Origin of the sequence: Streptomyces sp. NPDC060031 (genome assembly GCF_042736805.1) — a bacterium.
In the GTDB taxonomy this organism is placed as follows: Bacteria; Actinomycetota; Actinomycetes; order Streptomycetales; family Streptomycetaceae; genus Streptomyces.
Window position 1 is genome coordinate 75,708 of the sequence record NZ_JBHWVM010000010.1, and the last position, 21,434, is coordinate 97,141.

The window sequence follows — 21,434 nt, forward strand, 5'->3', positions numbered from 1 at the left end:
TGGTGAGTTGTCGTACCGGTGAAGACCCCTCTTGTTGGTGATCCGCGATGACCCCTGTGAGCAGCAACATTGAGGCCGTCGGGGCAGCACGGTCCCACGGTCTCGCAGGGGGAACACCGTCATGAATGCACGTACGCGCACGCTGATCGCCGCCGCTCTGGTCCTGGGCATCGCGTCGGGACCGGTGGTCACCGCCCAGGCTGCCCAGGCCGCGTCCCAAGCCGCCCAGGCCGCCCAAGCCGCCCAGGCCGCTCCGGGCCGCCGGGCCCTCCAGGCGCCCACGGCGCCGGCCGTCTCCACGCCGCCGAACGCGACGGCGCTGGAGGGGGCCATCGCGGGTGTCGGCGCGCAGAACAAGGACGCGACGGCCGCGCTGGTCCGGGTGGGGGGTACGAGCGGCTCCTGGCAGGGCAGTTCGGGCGTCGCGGACATCCGCACCGGGCGGGAGGCCGTCGAGCAGGGCCGGTTCCGGGCCGGGTCGGTGACCAAGACCTTCACCGCGGCGGTGGTGCTCCAGCTCGCGGCCGAGGGCCGGGTGGACCTGGACAAGCCGGTCCGGCAGTACCTGCCGGCGAGCGTCCCCGACTCCTACGGGACCGTGACGGTGCGGCAGCTGCTCAACCACACCAGCGGCATACCGGCTGCCGACGGCTCGGGCGACTCCTTCGAGGCGCAGTGGGAGCACCGCTTCGATGTGACCGATCCGCACGACCAGCTCGCCAACGCCCTGGCGAAGGAGCCGGAGTTCGTACCGGGTGCGGCGCAGCACTACCTGAACATCAACTACACGCTGCTGGGCGTGCTGATCGAGAAGGTGACGGGCACGGCGTACGAGGAGGTGGTGGGCCACAGGCTCCTGATACCGCTGGGGCTGCGCCACACCTCGTTCCCCGGCCGCACCCAGACGAAGATCCACGGGCCGCACAACCTCGGCTACCAGGCGGTGGCGGGGGCCGACGGCTCGACCGGGCTGCGCGATGTGACCGAGTGGAACTCCTCGGACCGGTGGGCGGCCGGCGACATCATCTCGACGACCGCCGATCTGGAGCGGTTCACCGTGGCCCTGTTCAGCGGGCGGATCGTGCCGAAGCCCCAGCTGGAGGAGATGTTCACCGTGCCCGATGTGAAGAACTTCGCCGGCGGGAAGCCCGCGACCCTGACTGCGGGGCTGTCGCGGATCGTCCTGCCGGACGGCGCGGTGGCCTGGGGGAAGACAGGTGGCCGGTATGGCTACAACACCGCGATGGGCGCGACCCGCGACCTCTCGCGCACCCTGGCCTACTCGGTCAACTCCACGAACGCCAAAGGCGAGGACATGAACCCGGTGACCTTGGGCATCGTGATGGCGGCCTTCGCGAAGTAGCCGTCAGGCGGGCATCGCCTCCAAGCGCTTGATCATGCGGCGCAGGAGCAGGAGGGGGATCACCCCGAAGACGCCGAAGGACATGTCGATGACGCTCCACCAGAAGGGGATGCCCCGGACGGGGCCGCATATGAGGGCCAGCGGGATCACTCCGGCGCAGGCGATCATGCCCGCTTCGATGATCCAGATGTTGCGGACGGGGTCGCGGCGGACGCCGTGGAAGAAGACGGCGATCACCAAGTGGGCGAAGGCGAGCCAGTCGGTGCCGTACAGGAGGAAGGGGTACTCGGCGTCAGCCTGGTCCAGTCCGTCGCCCACGCGCCGCAGCCACTCGTTGTCCACCAGGGAGTTGGCCCAGTGAAGCTCACTGACCAGGGGGAAGGCGGTGAGCCCGCTGAGGATGAGACAGACGAGGAACAGGGTCAGCCAGGCACGGATCCGCCGCTCAAGGGCGCTTCTCTCGCTCATGGAAGGAAGCGTACGCAGATTTCTGAACACGTTCAGCGCAATTGCTGAACATGTTCAGTTCTGCGGCCGGACCGTGATCATGACGGGCGCGCCCCGCCGTCAGAGCCCGACGATGGAGTTCCAGCGCTTGGCGAGGGAGGCGCGCTCGGCCGAGGTGATGTCCCGGGCCACGACGAGACGCTTGCGCATCTCGTCGTCGGGGAAGATCAGCGGGTTCTCGGCGAGTGCGGCGGTCTCCTTGTCGCCGGATCCCGCCAGGACCTCGCGGGCGGCCGGGACGGGGCAGACGTAGTTGACGGAGGCGGCGAGTTCGGCGGCCACCTCCGGCGCGTAGTAGTGGTCGATCAGCGCCTCGGCGTTGGCCTTGTGCCGGGCGAGGTTGGGCACGAGCAGGCTCTCCGCCCACAGCTCGGCCCCCTCGTCGGGAACGACGAACTCGATGTCGGGATTGTCGGCCTGGAGCTGGATCGCGTCTCCGGAGTAGGCCTGGCAGGCCAGGACATCGCCCTTGCTGAGATCGGAGGTGTAGTCGTTGCCGGTGAAGCGTCGGATGTGCTTCTTCTTCACCATGCTCTCCACCTGGTCGCACATCCGGTGGAATTCGGACTCGGTCCACCGGGTGACGTCCACGCCGTTGCCCTGCATGAGGAGGGCGAAGGACTCGTCGAGGCCCGAGAGGAGGGTGACCTTGCCCGCCAGGTCCGGGTGCCACAGGTCGCGTACGGACCTGATCTCCCGGCCGAGGGCCTTTCGGTTGTAGGCGATGCCGGTGATCCCCGACTGCCAGGGCACGGTGTGCAGCCGGCCCTCGTCGAAGGCGGGGGACCGCAACTGGGGGTCGAGGTATCTGGCCACGTTGGACTGCGCCGAGCGGTTCATCTTCTGGGCCCAGCCCAGACGGACGAAGCGGGCGGCCATCCAGTCGCTGACCACGACCAGGTCGCGGCCGGTCTCCTGGTGGCTCATCAGGGCCGGGCTGACCTTGCCGAAGAACTCGTCGTTGTCGTTGATGTCCTCGGTGTACCGGATCTCGATGCCGGTCTTCTCCGTGAAGGCGTCCAGCGTCGGACGCCGGTTCTCGTCCTCGTCGTCGGTGTCTATGTAGAGCGGCCAGTTGGAGAAGGCGACGCTCTGGTCCCGCTCGGAGCGGTCCGGGCCCTCCCGTCGGCCCTCGGGGACGTAGGCGGCGGGCACTCCGCAGCCCGTGAGGGCGGCCAGCAGGCCCGCGGCGCCGAGGCCACGGATCGCCGAGCGGCGGGAAAAGGCGAGTTGAGGCATGGCCAAAGCCTCTGGGAACGCGGAGGGGCGGGCAATAGACATGTTGTCTATTGCCCGCCCCTTCCAGGCGCCAGGCGGATCAGCCGTCGAGCGAGGTCATCACGTGCTTGATGCGGGTGTAGTCCTCGAAGCCGTAGGCGGAGAGGTCCTTGCCGTAGCCGGACTTCTTGAAGCCGCCGTGGGGCATCTCGGCGACGAGCGGGATGTGGGTGTTGATCCACACGCAGCCGAAGTCGAGGTTCTTGGACATCCGCATCGCGCGGCCGTGGTCCTTGGTCCACACCGAGGAGGCGAGGGCGAACTCGACGCCGTTCGCGTACTCCAGGGCCTGGGCCTCGTCCGTGAAGGACTGGACGGTGATGACGGGGCCGAAGACCTCGTTCTGGATGATCTCGTCGTCCTGCTTGAGGCCGGAGACCACGGTCGGGGCGTAGAAGTAGCCCTTCTCGCCGACCTGGTGGCCACCCGCCTCGACCTTGGCGTGGGCGGGGAGGCGCTCGATGAAGCCCGCGACCTGCTTCAGCTGGTTCGGGTTGTTCAGCGGGCCGTACAGCACGTCCTCGTCGTCCGGCTGGCCGGTCTTGGTGTCGGCGGCGGCCTTGGCGAGCGCGCTCACGAACTCGTCGTGGATGGAGGAGTGCACGAGCACGCGGGTCGCGGCGGTGCAGTCCTGGCCGGCGTTGAAGTAGCCGGCGACCGCGATGTCCTCGACGGCCTTGGCGATGTCGGCGTCCTCGAAGACCACGACCGGGGCCTTGCCGCCGAGCTCCAGGTGGACGCGCTTGACGTCCTTCGAGGCGCTCTCGGCGACCTGCATGCCCGCGCGCACCGAGCCGGTGATGGAGGCCATCGCCGGGGTGGAGTGCTCGACCATGGCCTTGCCGGTCTCGCGGTCGCCGCAGATGACGTTGAAGACGCCCTTGGGCAGGACCGAGTCGATGATCTCGGCCATCAGGACGGTGGAGGCCGGGGTGGTGTCCGAGGGCTTGAGCACCACGGTGTTGCCCGCGGCGATGGCCGGGGCGAACTTCCACACGGCCATCATCATCGGGTAGTTCCACGGCGCCACCTGGGCGCAGACGCCGACCGGCTCACGGCGGATGATCGAGGTCATCCCCTCCATGTACTCGCCGGCCGAGCGGCCCTCCAGCAGACGGGCCGCACCCGCGAAGAAGCGGATCTGGTCCACCATCGGCGGCAGCTCCTCACTGGCCGTCAGGCCCAGCGGCTTGCCGGTGTTCTCCGATTCGGCGGCCACGAGCTCGTCCGCGCGCGCCTCGAAGGCGTCCGCGATCTTGAGCAGGGCCTTCTGCCGCTCGGAGGGGGTCGTGTCGCGCCAGCCCGGGAAGGCGGCGGCCGCGGCGGCCATGGCGGCGTCCACATCGGCCTGGCCGGAGAGCGGGGCGGTGGCGTACGCCTCGCCCGTAGCGGGGTTGACCACCTCGGTGGTCCGCCCGTCGGCGGCGTCCTTGAACTCCCCGCCGATGTAGTTGCGCAGACGACGCAGTTCGGTGGTCACTACAGCCACACTCCTGATCACATGTCCAATGGTTGAGACAAGTACCCAGCCTAACTCCTGGGGCGACGGTTTCGACAGGCCCACACACCATGAACTACGAAATCAGTGAGATCTGAGACGCCAAACAACGAATTTCATCGGTTGCGCCTTGCGGAACTGTCGACTCCTCGTGCACAGTGAGTTCGTGGTCAGTCGAAGCGCAGATTCCAGGAACAGACAACCGTCCCCTTCGGTCGATGCTGTGTCCCTGGCGATCATCGAGCAACTGCAGGAGGACGGTCGCCGTCCCTACGCAGCCATCGGCAAGGCCGTGGGCCTGTCCGAAGCGGCTGTGCGGCAACGCGTGCAGAAGCTGCTCGACCAGGGCGTCATGCAGATCGTCGCCGTCACCGACCCGCTCACCGTGGGGCTACGGCGCCAGGCGATGGTCGGCATCAACGTCGAGGGTGACCTCGACCCCGTGGCCGATGCTCTGACCGCGATGGCCGAGTGCGAGTACGTGGTGATGACCGCGGGCTCGTTCGACCTGATGGTGGAGATCGTCTGCGAGGACGACGACCACCTGCTCGACACGATCAACAAGAAGATCCGCGCGCTCCCCGGCGTGCGATCAACCGAAAGCTTCGTTTACCTGAAGCTGAAGAAGCAGACCTACATGTGGGGAACTCGATAGCCCGTGAGCCAGGACCTCTCCAAGACCGCGTACGACCACCTGTGGATGCACTTCACCCGCATGTCGTCGTACGAGAACTCGCCCGTCCCCACCATCGTGCGGGGTGAAGGCACCTACATCTTCGACGACAAGGGCAAGCGCTACCTGGACGGTCTCGCCGGACTGTTCGTGGTCAACGCCGGTCACGGCCGCAAGGAACTGGCCGAGGTCGCCTACAAGCAGGCCCAGGAACTCGCGTTCTTCCCCATCTGGTCGTACGCGCACCCCAAGGCCGTCGAGCTCGCCGAGCGCCTTGCCCACTACGCCCCGGGCGACCTGAACAAGGTCTTCTTCACCACCGGCGGCGGCGAGGCCGTCGAGACCGCCTGGAAGCTCGCCAAGCAGTACTTCAAGCTGCAGGGCAAGCACACCAAGTACAAGGTCATCTCGCGTGCGGTGGCCTACCACGGCACCCCGCAGGGCGCCCTGTCCATCACCGGCCTGCCGGCCCTCAAGGCCCCCTTCGAGCCGCTGGTCCCCGGCGCGCACAAGGTGCCGAACACCAACATCTACCGCGCCCCGATCTACGGCGACGACCCCGAGGCCTTCGGCCGCTGGTGCGCCGACCAGATCGAGCAGGAGATCCTGTTCGAGGGCGCCGACACCGTCGCCGCCGTCTTCCTGGAGCCGGTGCAGAACGCCGGCGGCTGCTTCCCGCCGCCGCCCGGGTACTTCCAGCGGGTCCGCGAGATCTGCGACGAGTACGACGTCCTGCTCGTCTCCGACGAGACGATCTGCGCCTTCGGCCGCCTGGGCACGATGTTCGCCTGTGACAAGTTCGACTACATCCCGGACATGATCACCTGCGCCAAGGGCATGACCTCGGGCTACTCCCCGATCGGTGCCTGCATCATCTCGGACAAGCTCGCCGAGCCGTTCTACAAGGGCGACAACACCTTCCTGCACGGCTACACCTTCGGCGGACACCCGGTGTCCTCCGCGGTGGCGCTCGCCAACCTCGACATCTTCGACAAGGAAGGCCTCAACCAGCACGTGCTGGACAACGAGGACGCCTTCTTCTCGACGCTGAAGAAGCTGCACGACCTGCCGATCGTCGGCGACGTCCGCGGCAACGGCTTCTTCTACGGCATCGAGCTCGTCAAGGACAAGGCCACCAAGGAGTCCTTCTCGGACGAGGAGACGGAGCGCGTGCTCTACGGCTTCCTCTCCAAGGCGCTCTTCGAGAACGGCCTGTACTGCCGGGCCGACGACCGAGGCGACCCGGTCATCCAGCTGGCTCCGCCGCTGACAGCCGACCAGGGCACCTTCGACGAGATCGAAGGCATCCTGCGCTCGGTGCTCACCGAGGCCTGGACCAAGCTGTAGCCCGAGGCGCAGCCGAGCCGTAAGTAGTCCGACCACACGGCCCGGATCCCCCGTTCGAGTGAGAACGAGGGGGTCCGGGCCGTGTGCTGTCACCATCCAAGACGTTCATCTCTTTACATCTCCTTGTGGCGCCAGTGACTTAAGCCGGCTCCGCTTCGTTCCCCCCGGACGGAGGTGTACGCCATGGTGGCTCCACCGGACAACGCCCCACCGGATAATGACGTCCTCTGGGCACGGTCCCTTCACTACTCCCACAGCGGTTCGCCCGGCCTCATCGGCGTCTCGCTCGGCGTGCGCGCGGGCGAGATCCTCGCCGTCACCGGCCCGCGCGGCAGCGGCAAGACCACGCTGCTGCGCTGCCTGTCCGGGCAGCTGGTGCCCGAGCAGGGCGAGGTCTGGTTCAACAGCGTGCCCGTGCACACCATGGGAGCGCTGACCCGCGAGCGGCTGCGCCGCGACCGCTTCGGCTGGATCGGCCCCGCGCCCCAGCTCCTGCCCGAGCTGCGGGTCTGGGAGAACGCGGCCCTGCCGCTCCTGATCGCCGGCACCCCGCACCGCGCCGCCAAGCACGCCGCCTGCGAATGGCTGGACCGCCTCGACATCGGCGGCTTCGCCCGCAAGCGCCCCGGCGCCCTCAACCAGGCCGAGTCCCAGCGCGTCGCCCTGGCCCGGGCCCTGGTCAACCAGCCCTCCGTGATCTTCGCCGACGAGCCGACGGCCCCGCTGCACCGCACCGAGCGTGCCCTGCTGCTCCGTACGCTGACCACCGCGGCCCGCTCGCACGACATCACGGTGCTGCTGGCCACGCACGACGAGGAGACCGCGGCCGTCGCCGACCGGCGGGTGGCCCTGCTCGACGGCCGGCCGGCCGGAGCGGCGGCTGCCGCCCCGCAGACCCCGGAGGACCAGGCCGCGTGCTCGCTCTCCGCCTAGCCCGCGGCTCCCGGCCGCTCGTCCAGCTGCGCCGGCTGCTGGTGGCCGCCGCCTCTGCCGGCAGCGGCTTCCTGCTGCTGTACGTACTCGCCGAGGCCGCCGCCCGGCCCGCCGGATCGTTCCCTCGGCTGATGTGGGCGCTGGTCCCGCTCGCGGTCACCGTGCAGTTCGCCGTCGCCGTGGCCCGTACCGACCCGGCCACCCGGCCCCGGGAAGGGCTGGACGCGGCCGGGCTGGGGCCCGTCCGGCTCACGCTCGTCGCGACGATCTCCACGGCCGTCGCCTGCACCCTGGGCAGCGCCCTCGCCCTGGCCGCCTTCCTCCACCTGCGCGGGGACGTCGCCGGGCTGCCCTTCGACGGCGCCGGGGCCGCGCTGCTGCACGCCGACCGGCCGCTGCCCGTGGCGGCCGCCCTGACCCTGCTGACCCTGCTCCCGCTGGCCGCTTCGGCCGCCACCGCCCTCGCGCTGCGGCCGCACACGCCGACGGCCCCGCAGACCCGGCTGCCCTGGGGCATCGCCCTGGCCGCCTGCGGGCTGGCGGTGGAGGCGTATGCCGGCCGCGGCGGCGCCGGAATGCTCGCCGGCTGGGCGCTGACCGCCGTCGGGCTCGCCCTGGCCGGACCGGGCGTGGCCTACGCCTGCGGGTCCCTCGTGCAGGCCGTGCGCCCGGGCGCGCTCCGGCTGCTCGCCGGGCGGACCCTCCAGGAGGAGGCGCCCCGGCTCGGGCCGCCCCTGGGGGTGCTGTGCGCCGTCGGCGCGGGCGCCCTGACCGCTGTGGCCCTGCGCGAGCGGGGCGGGCTGGACGTCCCGCTCGGCCCGCTGACCGGGCCGGCGGCCGCGCTGGTGGCCCTGTGCGTGGCCGCGACGCTGCTCACCTCGGCGGTGGAGGTCCACCAGGCCCGGGCCGCCGCCCGCGAGACCCTGGCCGGCCTCGGCGCCCCGGGCGCGGTCCTCCGTACGGCCGCCACCTTGCGGGCGACCGCGCTGGTGGCCGTGTGCGTACCGCTCAGCTGGGGTGTGGCGCAGCTGACGTCGCTGGCATTGACTCGCTGAGGCGGGCAGCCCTTAGGGTGGGCCGAATGGTCAACGGATACATCGACACCGAGATCGAGACGCTCGCCGAATTCGACCAGGTCGCGGCCCGCGGTTCGCTCAGCGGATACCGGATCCAGTCGGTCAACCTGCTCCAGCGCACCTTCGCGCTGCTGTCGGCCGACACCTCCTCGGCCGTGTTCCTCGGCTGCCCCATGGAGCCCGACGCCGCCGTGAAGGTGCGCGCGGACGGCGCGCTGGTCTTCCCGCCCGTCCCCGACCTGCCGTTCGACCCGTACCGAGGACTGCTGTACACGGCGGACGAGCTGTTCGCCGGACTGCCGGACGGCTACGAGTCCACCCCGGACGCCCAGGCGTACGGCTGGTTCCAGGAGACCAAGGCCGACGGTGACGTCTTCTCCTCGATGCTCCGCTCCATCCACGACAACGCCATCTGCGACGCCCTCGACGAGCACCTCGCGGGCGCCCGCGTCGTCGGCGTGATGGGCGGCCACGCGATGGCCCGCGGCGGAGCGGAGTACCGGGGCGCGGCGGAACTGGGCCGGGCGCTGAGCCGCTCCGGGCTCACCGTCGCCACCGGCGGCGGACCGGGCGCGATGGAGGCGGCCAACCTGGGCGCCTATCTGGCCCCGGCGCCGGACGAGGCCCTCCCGGAGGCGCTGGACATGCTGGCCAAGGCCCCGTCCTTCGCACCGTCGGTCTCCGACTGGGCGCAGGCCGCCTTCGCCGTACGCAGCCGCTGGCCCGGCGGCGGCGACTCGGTGGGCATCCCGACCTGGTTCTACGGGCACGAGCCGCCGAACGCCTTCGCGGGCCACATCGCCAAGTACTTCGCGAACGCCACCCGCGAGGACGGGCTGCTGGCCCGGTCCAACGCGGGCGTGGTCTTCCTGCCGGGCGCGGCGGGCACGGTGCAGGAGATCTTCGACAACGCGACCCCGAACTACTACGGGTCCCGGGGCGAGCCGACGCCGATGATCCTGGTGGACCGCGCGCACTGGACGGAGCACCTGCCGGCCTGGCCGCTGCTGCGGGCGCTGGCGGCGGGGCGTCCGCTGGAGTCCCGGATCGCGCTGGTGGACTCGGTGGACGAGGTGCCGGCGGTACTCGCCTCGATGACCTGAGGTCCACAGGCAACTTCCCGGCCCGTTCGCACGTCTGGCATAGGTACGCAAAACCCGCACGTAAACCCGCACGTAAAACCTGCCAGACGTGAACGGAGCCCTCGGTGCTCATAGGCCTGCTGACCGCAATCGCGGCGTCCATCTGCTACGGCACGGGGTCCGTCCTGCAAGCCGTCGGCTCGCGGCGGGCGGCCCGGATGTCGCCGGCCTCCGCCGGGGTGACGGCGCACGGCGGGCCGAACCTGTCGTCGACCGCGAAGGCGGCGATGACCTGGGAGTTCATCGTCGGAACGATCCTGGACTTCGTGGGCTTCGCCCTGGGCGCCCTCGCGGCCCGGCTGCTGCCGCTGTTCCTCTCCCAGACGGTGATCAGCGCCAACCTGGTGATCACCGCGGTGCTGAGCGTGAAGCTGTTGGGGATCCGGCTGACCCGCAAGGAATGGACGTCGATCGGGGTCGTCTGCACGGCCCTGGTGCTGCTGGCGACGGCGGCCGGCCACGAGGGCGGCCACCACGCCCCGATGTCCACCCACTGGTGGCTGCTCGCGGTGACCGTACTGATCATCGTCGGCGGCACGGTGGCCGTGCGGTTCCTCGGCGCCCGGGCGGCGATCCTCGCGGGTCTGCTGTCGGGGCTGGCCTTCGGCGCGCTCGGCGTCGGCGTCCGCATCCTGAACGGCATCGACCCCTTCGACCCGGCCGCGCTGCTGTCCGACCCGGCGCTCTACGCCATCCTGATCGCGGGCATCGGCGGCATGTACCTGCACACCGTGGCGCTGCAGATCGGTTCGGTGAACGGCGCGACGGCGGCGCTGGTGGTGGGCGAGACGGTACTGCCCGGCGCGATCGGCGTGCTCTGGCTGGGCGACGCCGCCCGCCCCGGCCTCGCCTGGCTCGCGGTCCTCGGCTTCGTCCTGGCCGTCGCCGGCGCGGTGGCGGTGGCCTGGTACGGCAACCACGACGGCGCCGAGGCGCAGACCGGAGCCCCCGAGCCGGCCCCCGTCCCGGTCCCGTAGCCGAAGGGTCCGGGGGAAGGCTCCCTCACCCCCTTGGCCGTTCCCGATGGCGGGCGCGCGGCAGCTGTCGCTTGCTGGACGGGGGAGAGAGCGAGGGGCCATGGAGCCGACGAGCGCACGGCTGCGCACACCCCGGGCCGCCGGAACGGCCGGGATCGCCTTCGCGGTACTGCTGGCGGCGGCGATCGTACTGATGCGGCTCGCCATCCCCTCGGGCGACGGCGCCGATGCGGCCGTCGATCCCGACAAGCGCTGGGCGGTGCGGGTGGCCCTGGAGATCGTGCCCTTCGCCGGCATCTGCTTCCTCTGGTTCATGGGTGCCGTGCGCGCGCACGCCGGGGAGGCCGAGGACCGGTTCGTGGCCACCGTCTTCCTGGGCAGCGGCTTCGTCTTCGTCGCGACCCTGTTCGTCGCCGCCGCCGCTGCGGGCACCGTCCTCCAGGAGAGCGCGGACGCCGGTTTCGGCCGCCAGTACGCGTACACGGTGCTCACGACCTACGCGATGCGGATGGCAGCCGTGTTCGTCTTCGCGACCTCGACCATCGGGCGCCGACTCGGGATCTTCCCTCGCCCGCTCGCCCTGCTGGGCTATGTCACGGGACTGGTCCTGATCCTCGTGGGCTCCGGGATCCCCTGGTCCGAGCTGATCCTGCCGGCCTGGGCGCTGGTCGTCGGCCTGCATGTCCTGCGGGTCGGCATGAGGTAGCGCATGCTGGACGCGAGGGGACGGGACGGGGGAACGGGGATGATCGGGCCACGGAAAGGCTGATCCCTCATGAGGCTTGTCGTCGACCTGAACCGCTGCCAGGGATACGCGCAGTGCGCGTTCCTCGCTCCCGACGTCTTCGCCATGCACGGCGACGAGTCGCTGCTGTACGACCCGGAGGCGGCCGCGGAGCAGCGCGAGAACGTCGCGCGGGCCGTCGCCGCGTGCCCGGTCGGGGCCATCCTGCTCGAAGCCGAGGGCGCCGAGGATGCCGATGACGCCGGGGCCGCCGGGGCCGCCGGGGCCGCCGGGGCCGCGGGCGAACTCGCGGCGGCGGCGATCCCCGGAGGTGCGCCGTGAGCGGCGACGGAACCCTCGAGCGCCTCAAGCGCGACGGCCGCATCGTTGTCGTGGGCGCCTCCCTGGCGGGCCTGCGGGCCGCCGAGACCATGCGCGAGAAGGGCTTCGCGGGCTCGCTCACGCTGATCGGGGACGAACCGTACGAGCCGTACGACCGGCCCCCGCTGTCCAAGCAGGTGCTGCTGGGCAAGGCCACCGCGGACCGTACCGCCCTCCCCCGCCGCCGGGACCTGGACGCGACGTGGCGGCTCGGGGTCCCCGCCACCGGCCTGGACATGGCGGCCCGGCGGGTCCGGCTCGCCGACGGCGACGAGGTGGAGTACGACCGGCTGCTCATCGCCACCGGCGTACGGGCCCGGCCGTGGCCGAACGAGGAGGAAGGCGCGCTGGAGGGCGTCTTCGTCCTGCGCACCCGCGACGACGGCGCCGCCCTGGAACGCAGTCTCGCCGCCGGCCCCCGCCGGGTGCTCGTCATCGGGGCCGGCTTCACCGGGTCCGAGATCGCGTCCGCCTGCCGGGAGCGCGGCCTGCCCGTCACCGTCGCCGAGCGGGGCGCCGCGCCCCTGGTCGGCGCGCTCGGCGGGGTCATCGGGGAGGTCGCGGCCGACATGCACCGCGAGGCCGGCGTGGACCTGCGTACCGGGGTGATGGTGACCGGGCTGGAGGGCGACCCGGCCGGACGGGTCCGCGCCGCCCACCTGTCCGACGGCGCCACCGTCGAGGCGGACGTGGTGGTCGTCTCGCTCGGCGCGCAGCGCAACACCGAGTGGCTCGCCGGGTCCGGGCTGGGCGCGGGACCCCGCGGCATCGCCTGTGACGCGGGCTGCCGGGCCTTCGACATCCGGGGCATCGTCACCGACGACATCTATGTGGCGGGTGACGTGGCACGCTCCCCGCACGCGCTCTTCGGCTACCAGTTCCTGTCACTGGAGCACTGGGGCAACGCCGTCGCCCAAGCCGAGACGGCGGCGCACAACATGCTCAGCGAGAGCGCGGACCGCCGCCCCCACATGTGGGTGCCGGCCTTCTGGTCGTCCCAGTTCGGCGTGAACATCAAGTCGGTCGGCGTGCCGTCGATGGGGACCGAGATCCTCATCTCGCAGGGCTCGCGCGACGAGCGCAGGTTCACCGGCGTGTACGGCTACCAGGGGCGCGTCATCGGCGCCGTCACCTTCGACCAGTCCCGGTGGCTGCCCTTCTACCAGCGGCTCATCGAGACGACCGCGCCGTTCCCGCTGGACTTCGCCACCGTGGACCGCAGACCGGAGGGACACAAGCCGATGTCCGCGGACTTCCCGGACCCGTCAGTGCCCACGCACGGCCCGACGATCACCCTGAGCGGTTACTCGCCGGCCGACCGGCGGATGACCTTCACCCCCGCGCACCACTGAGCGAGGACCTGCCATGACACAAGCCATCCTGCGGGAGATCATCGACTACGCGAACCGTGCCGATCCGTATCCGTTGTACGAGGAGCTCCGCAAGACGCCGGTGTCCCACGAGGGCGACGGGCCGTACGTCGTCAGCACCTACTACGAGATCCAGAGCCTCCTCCACGACCCCCGGATCAGCTCCGACCGCCGCAATCTGACCTCGAAGGAGGGTGACCCGCTGGCCCAGGCCGAGGAGGAGGAGACGACGCTGCCGCCCGCCTTCCTCAACCTCGACCCCCCGGAGCACGACCGGCTGCGCCGGATGACGAACCGCCCGTTCGGGCCGCCGCACTCCCCGCACCGGGTCCACGACATGCGCGGTGAGCTCGGGGGCATCGTCTCCGGGCTGGTGGACGGCATCGTCGCCGCGGGAAACGGTGACGGGTTCGACCGGATCGACCTGGTCGACCAGTTCTCCTACCCCTTCCCGGTCTCGGTCATCTGCCGGCTGCTGGGCGTGCCGCCCGAGGACGAGCCGCGTTTCCACGTGTGGGCGGACGCCCTCGCCGCGAGCCTGGACCCCGACCCGGACGCCGATCCCTCGCAGCGGCACAAGGGCTCGACCGATGTGCGGATGGAGCTCGGCATGTACCTGGCCGGGCTGATCGAGGAGCGCCGCAAGAGCCCCGGCGACGACATGCTGTCCCACCTGGCGACCGCGGAGGGGCCGGACGGCTCGATGACGACGATGGAGGTGCTCAGCACCTCGGCGCTGCTGCTGGTCGCCGGCCACGAGACCACGGTCAACCTCATCACCAACGGGATGCTGACCCTGCTGCGCCACCCGGACGTGCTCCGGCGGCTGCGCGAGGACCCCGCCCTGGCCGTCCCCCTCGTCGAGGAGTTGCTCCGCTACGAGCCGCCCGTCCAACTGCTGCCCCAGCGCAGCACCCTCGCCGACATCGAGGTCGCCGGGGTCTCCATCCCCAAGGGTGCGTCCCTCTGGCTGATCCTGGCCTCCGGCAACCGCGACCCGCAGCGGTACGAGGACCCGGACCGCTTCGACCCGGACCGTACGGACATCCAGCACCTCGGCCTCGGCAGCGGCATCCACAGCTGCTTCGGGGCGCCGCTGGCCCGGCTGGAGGCCCAGCTGGCGCTGAGCGAACTGGCCCGCCGGCTGGAGAACCCCCGGCTCCTGGAGGACCCGCCGCCGTACCGCCAGAACGCGGTCCTGCGCGGCCCCCGCCACCTGCCGATCGCCTGCGACGGCATCCGCGACTAAGGGGTTCCGGGGAGCACGACCACCTCGGACGGGGCGAACGCGACCGCGACCCGCTCCCCCACGGCCGGCGCACCGGCCAGCTCGCACTCGGCCTCCAGCACCGGTCCCGCCTCCGGGCGCAGCAGCAGTGCGACGTGCGTGCCGCGGAAGGTGCGCGAGACCACCTCGCAGCCCAGGCCGGCCGCGGCGAGCACCACGCCCGCCGGCCGGATCAGGACCAGCCGCTCCCCCTGCGGCGACCCGGCCGGCACCGGGACCTTGCCCCAGGCCGTCGCGGCGGCCCCGCCCGACACCGTCGCCGGGACCACGTTCTCGAAGCCCAGGAACCGCGCCACGAACTCGGACGCCGGCCGCTGCCACACCTCCAGCGGGGTCCCCGCCTGTGCGATCCGCCCGTCCCGCATCACCACCACCCGGTCGGCCAGCGCGAACGCCTCGCCCTGGTCGTGCGTGACGGCCAGCACGGTGGTCCCCAGCCGCGAGAACAGCCCTTGGAGCTCCACGACCAGCCGCTCGCGCAGCCCCCGGTCCAGCTGTCCCAGCGGCTCGTCGAGCATCAGCAGCCGCGGTGACGGGGCCAGCGCCCGCGCCAGTGCCACCCGCTGCTGCTCGCCACCGGACAGCGAGGCCACCGCCCGGCCCTGGGCTCCGGGGAGCCCGACCAGCTCCAGCAGCTCCGCGACCTGGGACGCGTACGCGCCCTTCGAGGAACCGCGCATCCGCAGGCCGAACGCGACGTTCCCGGCGACGTCCCGGTGCGGGAAGAGCTGGTGGTCCTGGAACATCATGCCGACCCCGCGCCGGTGCACGGGCACGCCCGCCTGGTCCGCCCCGCCCAGCAGGACCCGGCCTTCGGCGACCGGCTGGAGCCCGGCGACGACCCGCAGCAGCGTCGACTTTCCGCTGCCGCTCGGCCCCAGCACGCAGACCGTCTCGTGCTCGGCGACCTCCAGGTCCACGGAGTCGACCACCGCGCGCTCACCGAAGCGGACCGACACCCCTTCCAGCCGAAGCAGCGTCATCAGAACTCTCCCGAGGTCTTGTCGGGTCGCAGTCGCTCCAGCACCAGCAGGGACACCGCGCACACCAGCATCAGAATCGTGCTCAGGGCCATCGCCTGCCCGTAGTTCATCTCCCCCGCCCGCCCCAGCAGCCGCGCCACGGCCACCGGCAGCGTCGGGTGGTCCGGCCGGGCGATGAAGACGGTCGCCCCGAACTCGCCCAGCGACACCGCGAAGGCGAACCCGGCGGCGATCAGCAGCGCCCGCCGCACCAGCGGCAGGTCCACCTCCCGCCACGCCCGCAGCGGCGACGCGCCGAGCACGGCAGCCGCCTCCCGCAGCCTCCCGTCCACCGCGCGCAGCACCGGCAGCATGGTCCGTACGACGAACGGGACGCCCACCAGGGCCTGCGCCAGCGGCACCAGGATCCACGAGGTCCGCAGATCCAGCGGCGGCTCGTCCAGGGTGATCAGGAACCCGAAGCCCACGGTCACCGCCGACACCCCGAGCGGGAGCATCAGCAGCGCGTCGAAGCCGCGAACGAACCGGCCGCCCCGCCGGGTCAGCGCCGCGGCCGCGAGCCCGCCGATCGTCAGGGCGATGGCGGTGGCGGCCAGCGCGTATTGCAGGGAGTTCCAGATCGCCTCCAGCGGCGGCACCAGGAAGGTTCCGCCGCCCGCGCCCACCTCCTGGAGCGCCCGGTAGAAGCCGAACCCGTATCCGCCGGGCGCGTCGAAGGACCGTTCCACCAGTACGCCCAGCGGCAGCACGATCAGCAGCGCCACCGTCAGCAGCACCGCGCCGAGCAGGCCGCGCTGCGCGAGCCCGCGCGGCCGGTGCGCGGTGCGCCCCGGATCCACGAGCCGCAGGGCGGTCTCCCGCTTGCGCACGGTCCGGGCGTGCACGGCGAGTACGGCCCCGACCGCCGCGAACTGCACCATCGTCAGGACCGCGGCCGTCGACAGGTCCAGGAGCTGCGCGGTCTGCCGGTAGACCTCGACCTCCAGGGTGGAGTACGAGGGCCCGCCCAGGATCTGCACGACGCCGAAGGAGGTGAAGGTGAACAGGAAGACCATCAGCGAGGCGGCCGCCACCGCCGGGGCCAGCGCGGGCAGCGTCACCCGCCGCCAGGCCGCGAACCGGCCGGCGCCCAGGACCCGGGCGGCCTCCTCCTGGCGCGGGTCGAGCTGCGCCCAGAGGCCGCCGACCGTCCGTACGACCACGGCGTAGTTGAAGAAGACGTGCGCGAGCAGGATCGCCCAGACGGTGGTGTCGAGCCGGATCCCCCACAGCTCGTCCAGCAGTCCGCCCCGCCCCACCAGCGCCAGGAAGGCGGTGCCGACCACCACGGTCGGCAGCACGAACGGCACGGTCACCAGGGCTCGCAGCAACTGCTTGCCGGGGAACTCGAAGCGCGCGAAGACGTACGCGGCGGGGAGTGCGATCAGGAGCGTGAGCGCGGTCGACGCGAGCGCCTGCCAGGTGGTGAACCAGAGCACGTCGGCGATGTCCGGCCGGGCCAGCACCTCGCCGACCCGGCCGAACTGCCAGCCCGTGTCCGTCTTCAGCCCGCGGCCGACGATCGCGGCCACGGGGTAGGCGAAGAACAGTCCGAAGAAGACGAGCGGCCCGGCCATCAGGCTCAGCCTGACGACCGTGGACCGCGCGCTCTCCTTCGGAGCACTGCTCACCGGTACTACTTCACGACGAGCGCGGACCATGTCTTGACCCACTGCTCACGGTTCTTCGCGATGGTGTCCGGGGCGACCGTCTGCGGCTTCTCGATCACGACACCGTGCTTGGTGAACAGCTCGGGCAGCCCGGCGTCCTTGACGACCGGGTTCACGAACATCTTGAGGGGCATGTCCTCCTGGAACTTCTTGCCGATCAGGAAGTCCAGCAGGGCCTTGCCGCCCTCCTCGTTCTTCGCGCCCTTGAGCAGGCCGGCGAACTCGACCTGGCGGAAGCAGGTGCCGGTGGCCACGCCCGTGGGGGCCTCGGCCGGCTGGGGCTCGCCGTAGAGCACCTCGACCGGCGGGCTGGAGGCGTACGAGACGACCAGCGGGCGGTCGCCCTTGGCCTTCTTGCCGCCCGCGGAACCGGAGAAGCGCTCGTTGTAGGCCTGCTCCCAGCCGTCGACGACCTCGACGCCATTGGCCTTGAGCTTGCTCCAGTAGTCCTTCCAGCCGTCGTCACCGTACTTGCCGACGGAGGCGAGGAGGAAGCCGAGGCCGGGCGAGGAGGTCGCGGCGTTCTCGGTGACCAGCAGGTTCTTGTACTCCGGCTTGATCAGGTCGTCCAGCGTCTGCGGCGGGGCGATCTTCTTGTCGGCGAAGTACGCCTTGTCGTAGTTGACGCAGATGTCGCCGGAGTCGACCGGGGTGACCCGGTGCTCCTTGTCGAGCACGTACTCCGGCTTGACCTCGCCCAGGCCCTTGGCCTCGTACGGCGTGAAGATGCCGTTGTCGAGGGCGCGCGAGAGGAGGGTGTTGTCGACCCCGAAGAAGACGTCACCGCGCGGGGAGCCCTTGGTGAGGATCTCCTGGTTCAGCGCGGCGCCCGCGTCCCCGGACTTCAGCACCTTGACGGTGTAGCCGCTCTGCTGCTCGAACTCCTTGAGGAGCGACTCGGTCACGTTGAAGGAGTCGTGGGAGACGAGGGTGACCGTCTTGGACTTCGGGGCCTCGCCGGCGCCGCCCGCGGACTTGTCCTCGGCATCGCCGCAGGCGCTGAGCGTGGTGACGCCCAGCGCGGTCGCGAGCAGGGCGCCCGCGATCTTCTTGGTGGTGCTCACTGGTGATTCCTCCTGGATGACCAGGAGAAGACGCGGCCCTGCCCGGCGCTCCGGGAGCGGCCGCCGGGCAGGGCGCAACAGCTTGAGTGATGACCGAACTTCCTACCCCGAATGACCGGGGCGAGGTTCAGAGGGTCTGCGGATGACGGTTACCGCACTCTCAGCGCTGTGGCGCTCCCCTGTCGGAATATGAAATTGGTTCGGCCACAGGGTACCTCGTGGCCGAATGCGAGCATTCTTGACCGGAATTTATCGCTCGGAGGCGGCGAGCTGTCCACACGCGCCGTCGATCTCCTGGCCACGGGTGTCCCGTACGGTCACCGGCACGCCGTGGCGGGCGATGGCCTCCACGAAGGCCTTCTCGTCCTCCGGGCGCGAGGCGGTCCACTTCGAGCCCGGGGTCGGGTTCAGCGGGATCAGGTTGACGTGTACGCGCTTGCCCTTGAGGAGCTTGCCGAGCAGGTCGCCCCGCCAGGCCTGGTCGTTGATGTCGCGGATCAGGGCGTACTCGATGGAGATGCGGCGGCCGGACTTCTCCGCGTACTCCCAGGCCGCGCCGAGCACCTCGCGGACGTTCCAGCGGGTGTTCACGGGGACCAGCGTGTCGCGCAGCTCGTCGTCCGGCGCGTGCAGCGAGACGGCGAGGCGGCACTTGAAGCCCTCGTCGGCGAACCGCAGCATGGCCGGGACCAGACCGACGGTGGAGACGGTGATCCCGCGCTGGGACAGGCCCAGGCCGTCGGGCTCGGGGTCGGTCAGGCGGCGGATGGCGCCGACGACGCGGTTGTAGTTGGCGAGCGGCTCGCCCATGCCCATGAAGACGATGTTCGACAGCCGGGCCGGTCCGCCGGGGACCTCGCCGTCGCGCAGGGCGCGCATGCCGTCGACGATCTGGTGCACGATCTCGGCCGTGGAGAGGTTGCGGTCGAGGCCGGCCTGGCCGGTGGCGCAGAACGGGCAGTTCATGCCGCAGCCGGCCTGCGAGGAGATGCACATGGTGACCCGGTCGGGGTAGCGCATCAGCACGGACTCGACGAGCGTGCCGTCGTGCAGCTTCCACAGGGTCTTGCGGGTGGTGTCGTCGTCGCACGAGATGTGCCGCAGGACGGACATCAGGTCCGGCAGCAGCTCCTGCTGGAGCTTCTCGCGGGAGCCCGCCGGGATGTCGGTCCACTGCGCCGGGTCGTGCGCGTACCGCGAGAAATAGTGCTGCGAGAGCTGCTTGGCCCGGAACGGCTTCTCACCGATCGCGGCAACCGCCTCGCGGCGCTCCTCGGGAGTGAGGTCGGCGAGGTGCCGGGGCGGCTTCTTGACTCCGCGCGGTGCGACGAAGGTGAGCTCTCCCGGAACGGGGCGGGCCATGGCAGGTACTCCTTGTAAGACGAAAGGCGCGCCGCAGAAGCAGCGCGCCTTCCAAGAGTAACCGCCCGGCCTGTACGGGCGCCTTCCCGCAGGTCAGCCGGTGCCGACGAACGCCGCCAGCAGCAGCCACACCACGGGCGCGGTCGGCAGGAGCGAGTCGAGGCGGTCCATGATGCCGCCGTGGCCCGGCAGCAGCGTGCCCATGTCCTTGATGCCCAGGTCCCGCTTGATCATCGACTCGCCGAGGTCACCCAGCGTGGCGCTGACCGCGACGGCGAGGCCCAGCAGCAGGCCCTGCCACCAGGAACCGCCGTCGATCATGAACTCCATGCACAGCGCGCCCGCGACCATCGCGAAGGCCACCGCTCCGAGCAGGCCCTCGCGGGTCTTGCCGGGGCTGATGCGCGGGGCGAGCTTGGTCTTGCCGAAGCGCCAGCCGACCGCGTACGCCCCGGTGTCGCTGACCACGGTCAGGACCAGGAAGGTGACCACCCGCTGCGGACCGTCGTCGGCGGTGAGCAGCATCGCGACGAACGTGGCCAGGAAGGGCACGTAGAACGCCGCGAAGACGCCCGCCGTGACGTCCTTGAGGTAGTCCTCGGGCGGCTCGGTCATCCGCCAGACCAGCACCGCCAGCGCGGTCAGGGCCATGGCCACCCAGGCGCCCTCGGGCCCCCGGACGTACCCGGCGATGACCATCGCCGCGCCGCCGACCGCAAGCGGGACCAGCGGCGCCTTGATGCCCTTCTTCTCCTGGAGCCGTGAGGTCAGCTCCCAGAGGCCCACGACGACCGCGACGACGATGACGCCGACGAAGACCGCCTTGACGATGAACAGCGAGGCGAAGATCACCGCGCCGAGGCCGATGCCGACCCCTATGGCGGCACGCAGATCCCGCCCGGCACGCTTCTTCGGCGGCGGGGGCGAGGCGTCCTGCGGTGCCTGCGAAGGCGGGGGGCTGGGCATGGGCTCCTGCGGCGGCATCTCGGCGCGGAACGGGGGGCCGCCGTCAGCGGCGGCCCCCCGATCGCGTGCTTCCCGGTCGTCGAAGTCACGGCCGGCGGCATCGGGCACGATGGGCATGGGCCGAGTCTGCGGGCCCACCAGCGCATCGTATGCGGGACCCGCCGCGACCGGCTCCGCGGCCCAGGGAGAGTCGTTCATCAGACTTCGAGGAGCTCGGCTTCCTTGTGCTTGAGCAGCTCGTCCACCTGGGCGACGTACTTCGCGGTGGTGTCGTCGAGCTCCTTCTCGGCGCGGCGCACCTCGTCCTCGCCGGCCTCCTTGTCCTTGACGAGCTTGTCGAGGGCGTCCTTGGCCTTGCGGCGGACGGCGCGGATCGAGACCTTGGAGTCCTCGGCCTTGGTGCGCGCGACCTTGACGTACTCCTTGCGGCGCTCCTGCGTCAGCTCGGGGAAGGTCACCCGGATGATGCTGCCGTCGTTGCTGGGGTTGACGCCCAGGTCGGAGTCGCGGATGGCCTGCTCGATGTTGCGCAGCGCGCTCTTGTCGAACGGGGTCACGATGGCCATGCGCGGCTCGGGCACCGAGAACGAGGCGAGCTGGTTGATGGGCGTGATGGCGCCGTAGTACTCCGCCACGATCTTGTTGAACATCGCCGGGTGCGCACGGCCGGTGCGAATCGCGGCGAAGTCTTCCTTGGCGACGACGACGGCCTTTTCCATCTTCTCCTCGGCCTCGAGGAGGATCTCTTCGGTCACCACGTGCTCCTGCATGTCAGATACGGATGGTTCAGGCG

Annotated in this window: 20 protein-coding genes and 1 riboswitch; of the genes, 11 read left to right on the forward strand and 9 right to left on the reverse strand. The window is 70.9% G+C overall.

Annotation, left to right across the window (positions count from 1 at the left end; genetic code table 11):
* The first annotated feature begins 121 nt into the window (after positions 1–121).
* Positions 122–1,363: a serine hydrolase domain-containing protein gene (locus ACFWB8_RS06575; protein WP_385223333.1), complete on the forward strand. Its 1,242-nt coding sequence runs from the start codon at positions 122–124 to the stop codon at positions 1,361–1,363.
* Between the two features lie 3 nt (positions 1,364–1,366).
* Here ACFWB8_RS06575 and ACFWB8_RS06580 read toward each other — a convergent pair whose 3' ends face one another.
* The 3 genes from ACFWB8_RS06580 to ACFWB8_RS06590 all read right to left on the reverse strand — a co-directional run bounded on the left by ACFWB8_RS06580 (position 1,367) and on the right by ACFWB8_RS06590 (position 4,628).
* Positions 1,367–1,831 (reverse strand): hypothetical protein, encoded by a 465-nt coding sequence (locus ACFWB8_RS06580; RefSeq protein ID WP_385223335.1) that lies wholly within the window; start codon positions 1,829–1,831, stop codon positions 1,367–1,369.
* 99 nt (positions 1,832–1,930) lie between these two features.
* Entirely contained in the window at positions 1,931–3,109 is a 1,179-nt protein-coding gene (locus tag ACFWB8_RS06585; RefSeq protein ID WP_385223337.1) for a spermidine/putrescine ABC transporter substrate-binding protein, read from the reverse strand.
* A gap of 79 nt (positions 3,110–3,188) precedes the next feature.
* Positions 3,189–4,628: a gamma-aminobutyraldehyde dehydrogenase gene (locus tag ACFWB8_RS06590; protein ID WP_385223339.1), complete on the reverse strand. Its 1,440-nt coding sequence runs from the start codon at positions 4,626–4,628 to the stop codon at positions 3,189–3,191.
* A 169-nt stretch (positions 4,629–4,797) separates the two neighbouring features.
* Between ACFWB8_RS06590 and ACFWB8_RS06595 the strand changes: the two genes are divergently transcribed.
* The 10 genes from ACFWB8_RS06595 to ACFWB8_RS06640 all read left to right on the forward strand — a co-directional run bounded on the left by ACFWB8_RS06595 (position 4,798) and on the right by ACFWB8_RS06640 (position 14,518).
* Complete coding sequence (locus tag ACFWB8_RS06595) at positions 4,798–5,301, forward strand: Lrp/AsnC family transcriptional regulator (RefSeq protein ID WP_385223341.1); 504 nt, start codon at positions 4,798–4,800, stop codon at positions 5,299–5,301.
* Between the two features lie 3 nt (positions 5,302–5,304).
* Positions 5,305–6,666: an aspartate aminotransferase family protein gene (locus ACFWB8_RS06600; protein WP_385223343.1), complete on the forward strand. Its 1,362-nt coding sequence runs from the start codon at positions 5,305–5,307 to the stop codon at positions 6,664–6,666.
* A gap of 183 nt (positions 6,667–6,849) precedes the next feature.
* On the forward strand, positions 6,850–7,599 hold the full coding sequence (locus ACFWB8_RS06605) for an ABC transporter ATP-binding protein (protein ID WP_385223345.1): 750 nt from the start codon (positions 6,850–6,852) through the stop codon (positions 7,597–7,599).
* Positions 7,581–8,654, forward strand: a complete 1,074-nt coding sequence (locus ACFWB8_RS06610) for a hypothetical protein (RefSeq protein ID WP_385223347.1) — start codon at positions 7,581–7,583, stop codon at positions 8,652–8,654. Before ACFWB8_RS06605 ends, ACFWB8_RS06610 begins: the two co-directional genes overlap by 19 nt.
* A gap of 26 nt (positions 8,655–8,680) precedes the next feature.
* Positions 8,681–9,778 (forward strand): LOG family protein, encoded by a 1,098-nt coding sequence (locus ACFWB8_RS06615; protein ID WP_385223349.1) that lies wholly within the window; start codon positions 8,681–8,683, stop codon positions 9,776–9,778.
* A gap of 104 nt (positions 9,779–9,882) precedes the next feature.
* On the forward strand, positions 9,883–10,794 hold the full coding sequence (locus ACFWB8_RS06620) for a hypothetical protein (RefSeq protein ID WP_385223351.1): 912 nt from the start codon (positions 9,883–9,885) through the stop codon (positions 10,792–10,794).
* Positions 10,795–10,894: 100 nt separating this feature from the next.
* Entirely contained in the window at positions 10,895–11,500 is a 606-nt protein-coding gene (locus ACFWB8_RS06625) for a hypothetical protein (RefSeq protein ID WP_385223353.1), read from the forward strand.
* A 69-nt stretch (positions 11,501–11,569) separates the two neighbouring features.
* A complete protein-coding gene (locus ACFWB8_RS06630; RefSeq protein ID WP_385223355.1) occupies positions 11,570–11,860 on the forward strand; it encodes a ferredoxin in 291 nt (96 codons plus the stop codon).
* Positions 11,857–13,251 (forward strand): NAD(P)/FAD-dependent oxidoreductase, encoded by a 1,395-nt coding sequence (locus tag ACFWB8_RS06635; RefSeq protein WP_385223357.1) that lies wholly within the window; start codon positions 11,857–11,859, stop codon positions 13,249–13,251. Before ACFWB8_RS06630 ends, ACFWB8_RS06635 begins: the two co-directional genes overlap by 4 nt.
* Positions 13,252–13,264: 13 nt before the next feature.
* Positions 13,265–14,518: a cytochrome P450 gene (locus ACFWB8_RS06640; RefSeq protein ID WP_385223359.1), complete on the forward strand. Its 1,254-nt coding sequence runs from the start codon at positions 13,265–13,267 to the stop codon at positions 14,516–14,518.
* On the opposite strand, the gene ACFWB8_RS06645 is transcribed toward ACFWB8_RS06640, so the two are convergent.
* The 6 genes from ACFWB8_RS06645 to frr all read right to left on the reverse strand — a co-directional run bounded on the left by ACFWB8_RS06645 (position 14,515) and on the right by frr (position 21,396).
* A complete protein-coding gene (locus tag ACFWB8_RS06645) occupies positions 14,515–15,540 on the reverse strand; it encodes an ABC transporter ATP-binding protein (RefSeq protein ID WP_385223361.1) in 1,026 nt (341 codons plus the stop codon). The two genes, ACFWB8_RS06640 and ACFWB8_RS06645, sit on opposite strands and share 4 nt — an antisense overlap.
* Complete coding sequence (locus tag ACFWB8_RS06650) at positions 15,540–17,156, reverse strand: ABC transporter permease (protein WP_385223423.1); 1,617 nt, start codon at positions 17,154–17,156, stop codon at positions 15,540–15,542. The genes ACFWB8_RS06645 and ACFWB8_RS06650 overlap by 1 nt, the downstream gene beginning before the upstream one ends.
* 59 nt (positions 17,157–17,215) lie before the next feature.
* Positions 17,216–18,313 carry a thiamine ABC transporter substrate binding subunit gene (locus ACFWB8_RS06655; RefSeq protein WP_385223363.1) on the reverse strand — a complete coding sequence of 366 codons (1,098 nt, stop codon included), beginning with the start codon at positions 18,311–18,313 and terminating at the stop codon, positions 17,216–17,218.
* An 81-nt stretch (positions 18,314–18,394) separates the two neighbouring features.
* Positions 18,395–18,504: riboswitch (TPP riboswitch) on the reverse strand.
* A gap of 58 nt (positions 18,505–18,562) precedes the next feature.
* The gene (rlmN, locus tag ACFWB8_RS06660; protein WP_385223365.1) at positions 18,563–19,675 is read right to left on the reverse strand and encodes a 23S rRNA (adenine(2503)-C(2))-methyltransferase RlmN; all 1,113 of its coding nucleotides are present in this window, start codon (positions 19,673–19,675) and stop codon (positions 18,563–18,565) included.
* Between the two features lie 93 nt (positions 19,676–19,768).
* Positions 19,769–20,839: a phosphatidate cytidylyltransferase gene (locus tag ACFWB8_RS06665; protein ID WP_385223367.1), complete on the reverse strand. Its 1,071-nt coding sequence runs from the start codon at positions 20,837–20,839 to the stop codon at positions 19,769–19,771.
* Positions 20,839–21,396 carry a ribosome recycling factor gene (frr, locus tag ACFWB8_RS06670; protein ID WP_385223369.1) on the reverse strand — a complete coding sequence of 186 codons (558 nt, stop codon included), beginning with the start codon at positions 21,394–21,396 and terminating at the stop codon, positions 20,839–20,841. The genes ACFWB8_RS06665 and frr overlap by 1 nt, the downstream gene beginning before the upstream one ends.
* Positions 21,397–21,434: the final 38 nt, after the last annotated feature.

Coding starts and splice junctions, on each gene's coding strand:
- ACFWB8_RS06665 (WP_385223367.1), bottom strand. CDS start 20,839: ATGAACGACTCTCCCTGGGCCGCGGAGCCGGTCGCGGCGGGTCCCGCA.
- ACFWB8_RS06650 (WP_385223423.1), bottom strand. CDS start 17,156: ATGGCCGGGCCGCTCGTCTTCTTCGGACTGTTCTTCGCCTACCCCGTG.
- ACFWB8_RS06625 (WP_385223353.1), top strand. CDS start 10,895: ATGGAGCCGACGAGCGCACGGCTGCGCACACCCCGGGCCGCCGGAACG.
- ACFWB8_RS06575 (WP_385223333.1), top strand. CDS start 122: ATGAATGCACGTACGCGCACGCTGATCGCCGCCGCTCTGGTCCTGGGC.
- ACFWB8_RS06580 (WP_385223335.1), bottom strand. CDS start 1,831: ATGAGCGAGAGAAGCGCCCTTGAGCGGCGGATCCGTGCCTGGCTGACC.
- ACFWB8_RS06645 (WP_385223361.1), bottom strand. CDS start 15,540: ATGACGCTGCTTCGGCTGGAAGGGGTGTCGGTCCGCTTCGGTGAGCGC.
- ACFWB8_RS06605 (WP_385223345.1), top strand. CDS start 6,850: ATGGTGGCTCCACCGGACAACGCCCCACCGGATAATGACGTCCTCTGG.
- rlmN (WP_385223365.1), bottom strand. CDS start 19,675: ATGGCCCGCCCCGTTCCGGGAGAGCTCACCTTCGTCGCACCGCGCGGA.
- ACFWB8_RS06615 (WP_385223349.1), top strand. CDS start 8,681: ATGGTCAACGGATACATCGACACCGAGATCGAGACGCTCGCCGAATTC.
- ACFWB8_RS06630 (WP_385223355.1), top strand. CDS start 11,570: ATGAGGCTTGTCGTCGACCTGAACCGCTGCCAGGGATACGCGCAGTGC.
- ACFWB8_RS06585 (WP_385223337.1), bottom strand. CDS start 3,109: ATGCCTCAACTCGCCTTTTCCCGCCGCTCGGCGATCCGTGGCCTCGGC.
- ACFWB8_RS06640 (WP_385223359.1), top strand. CDS start 13,265: ATGACACAAGCCATCCTGCGGGAGATCATCGACTACGCGAACCGTGCC.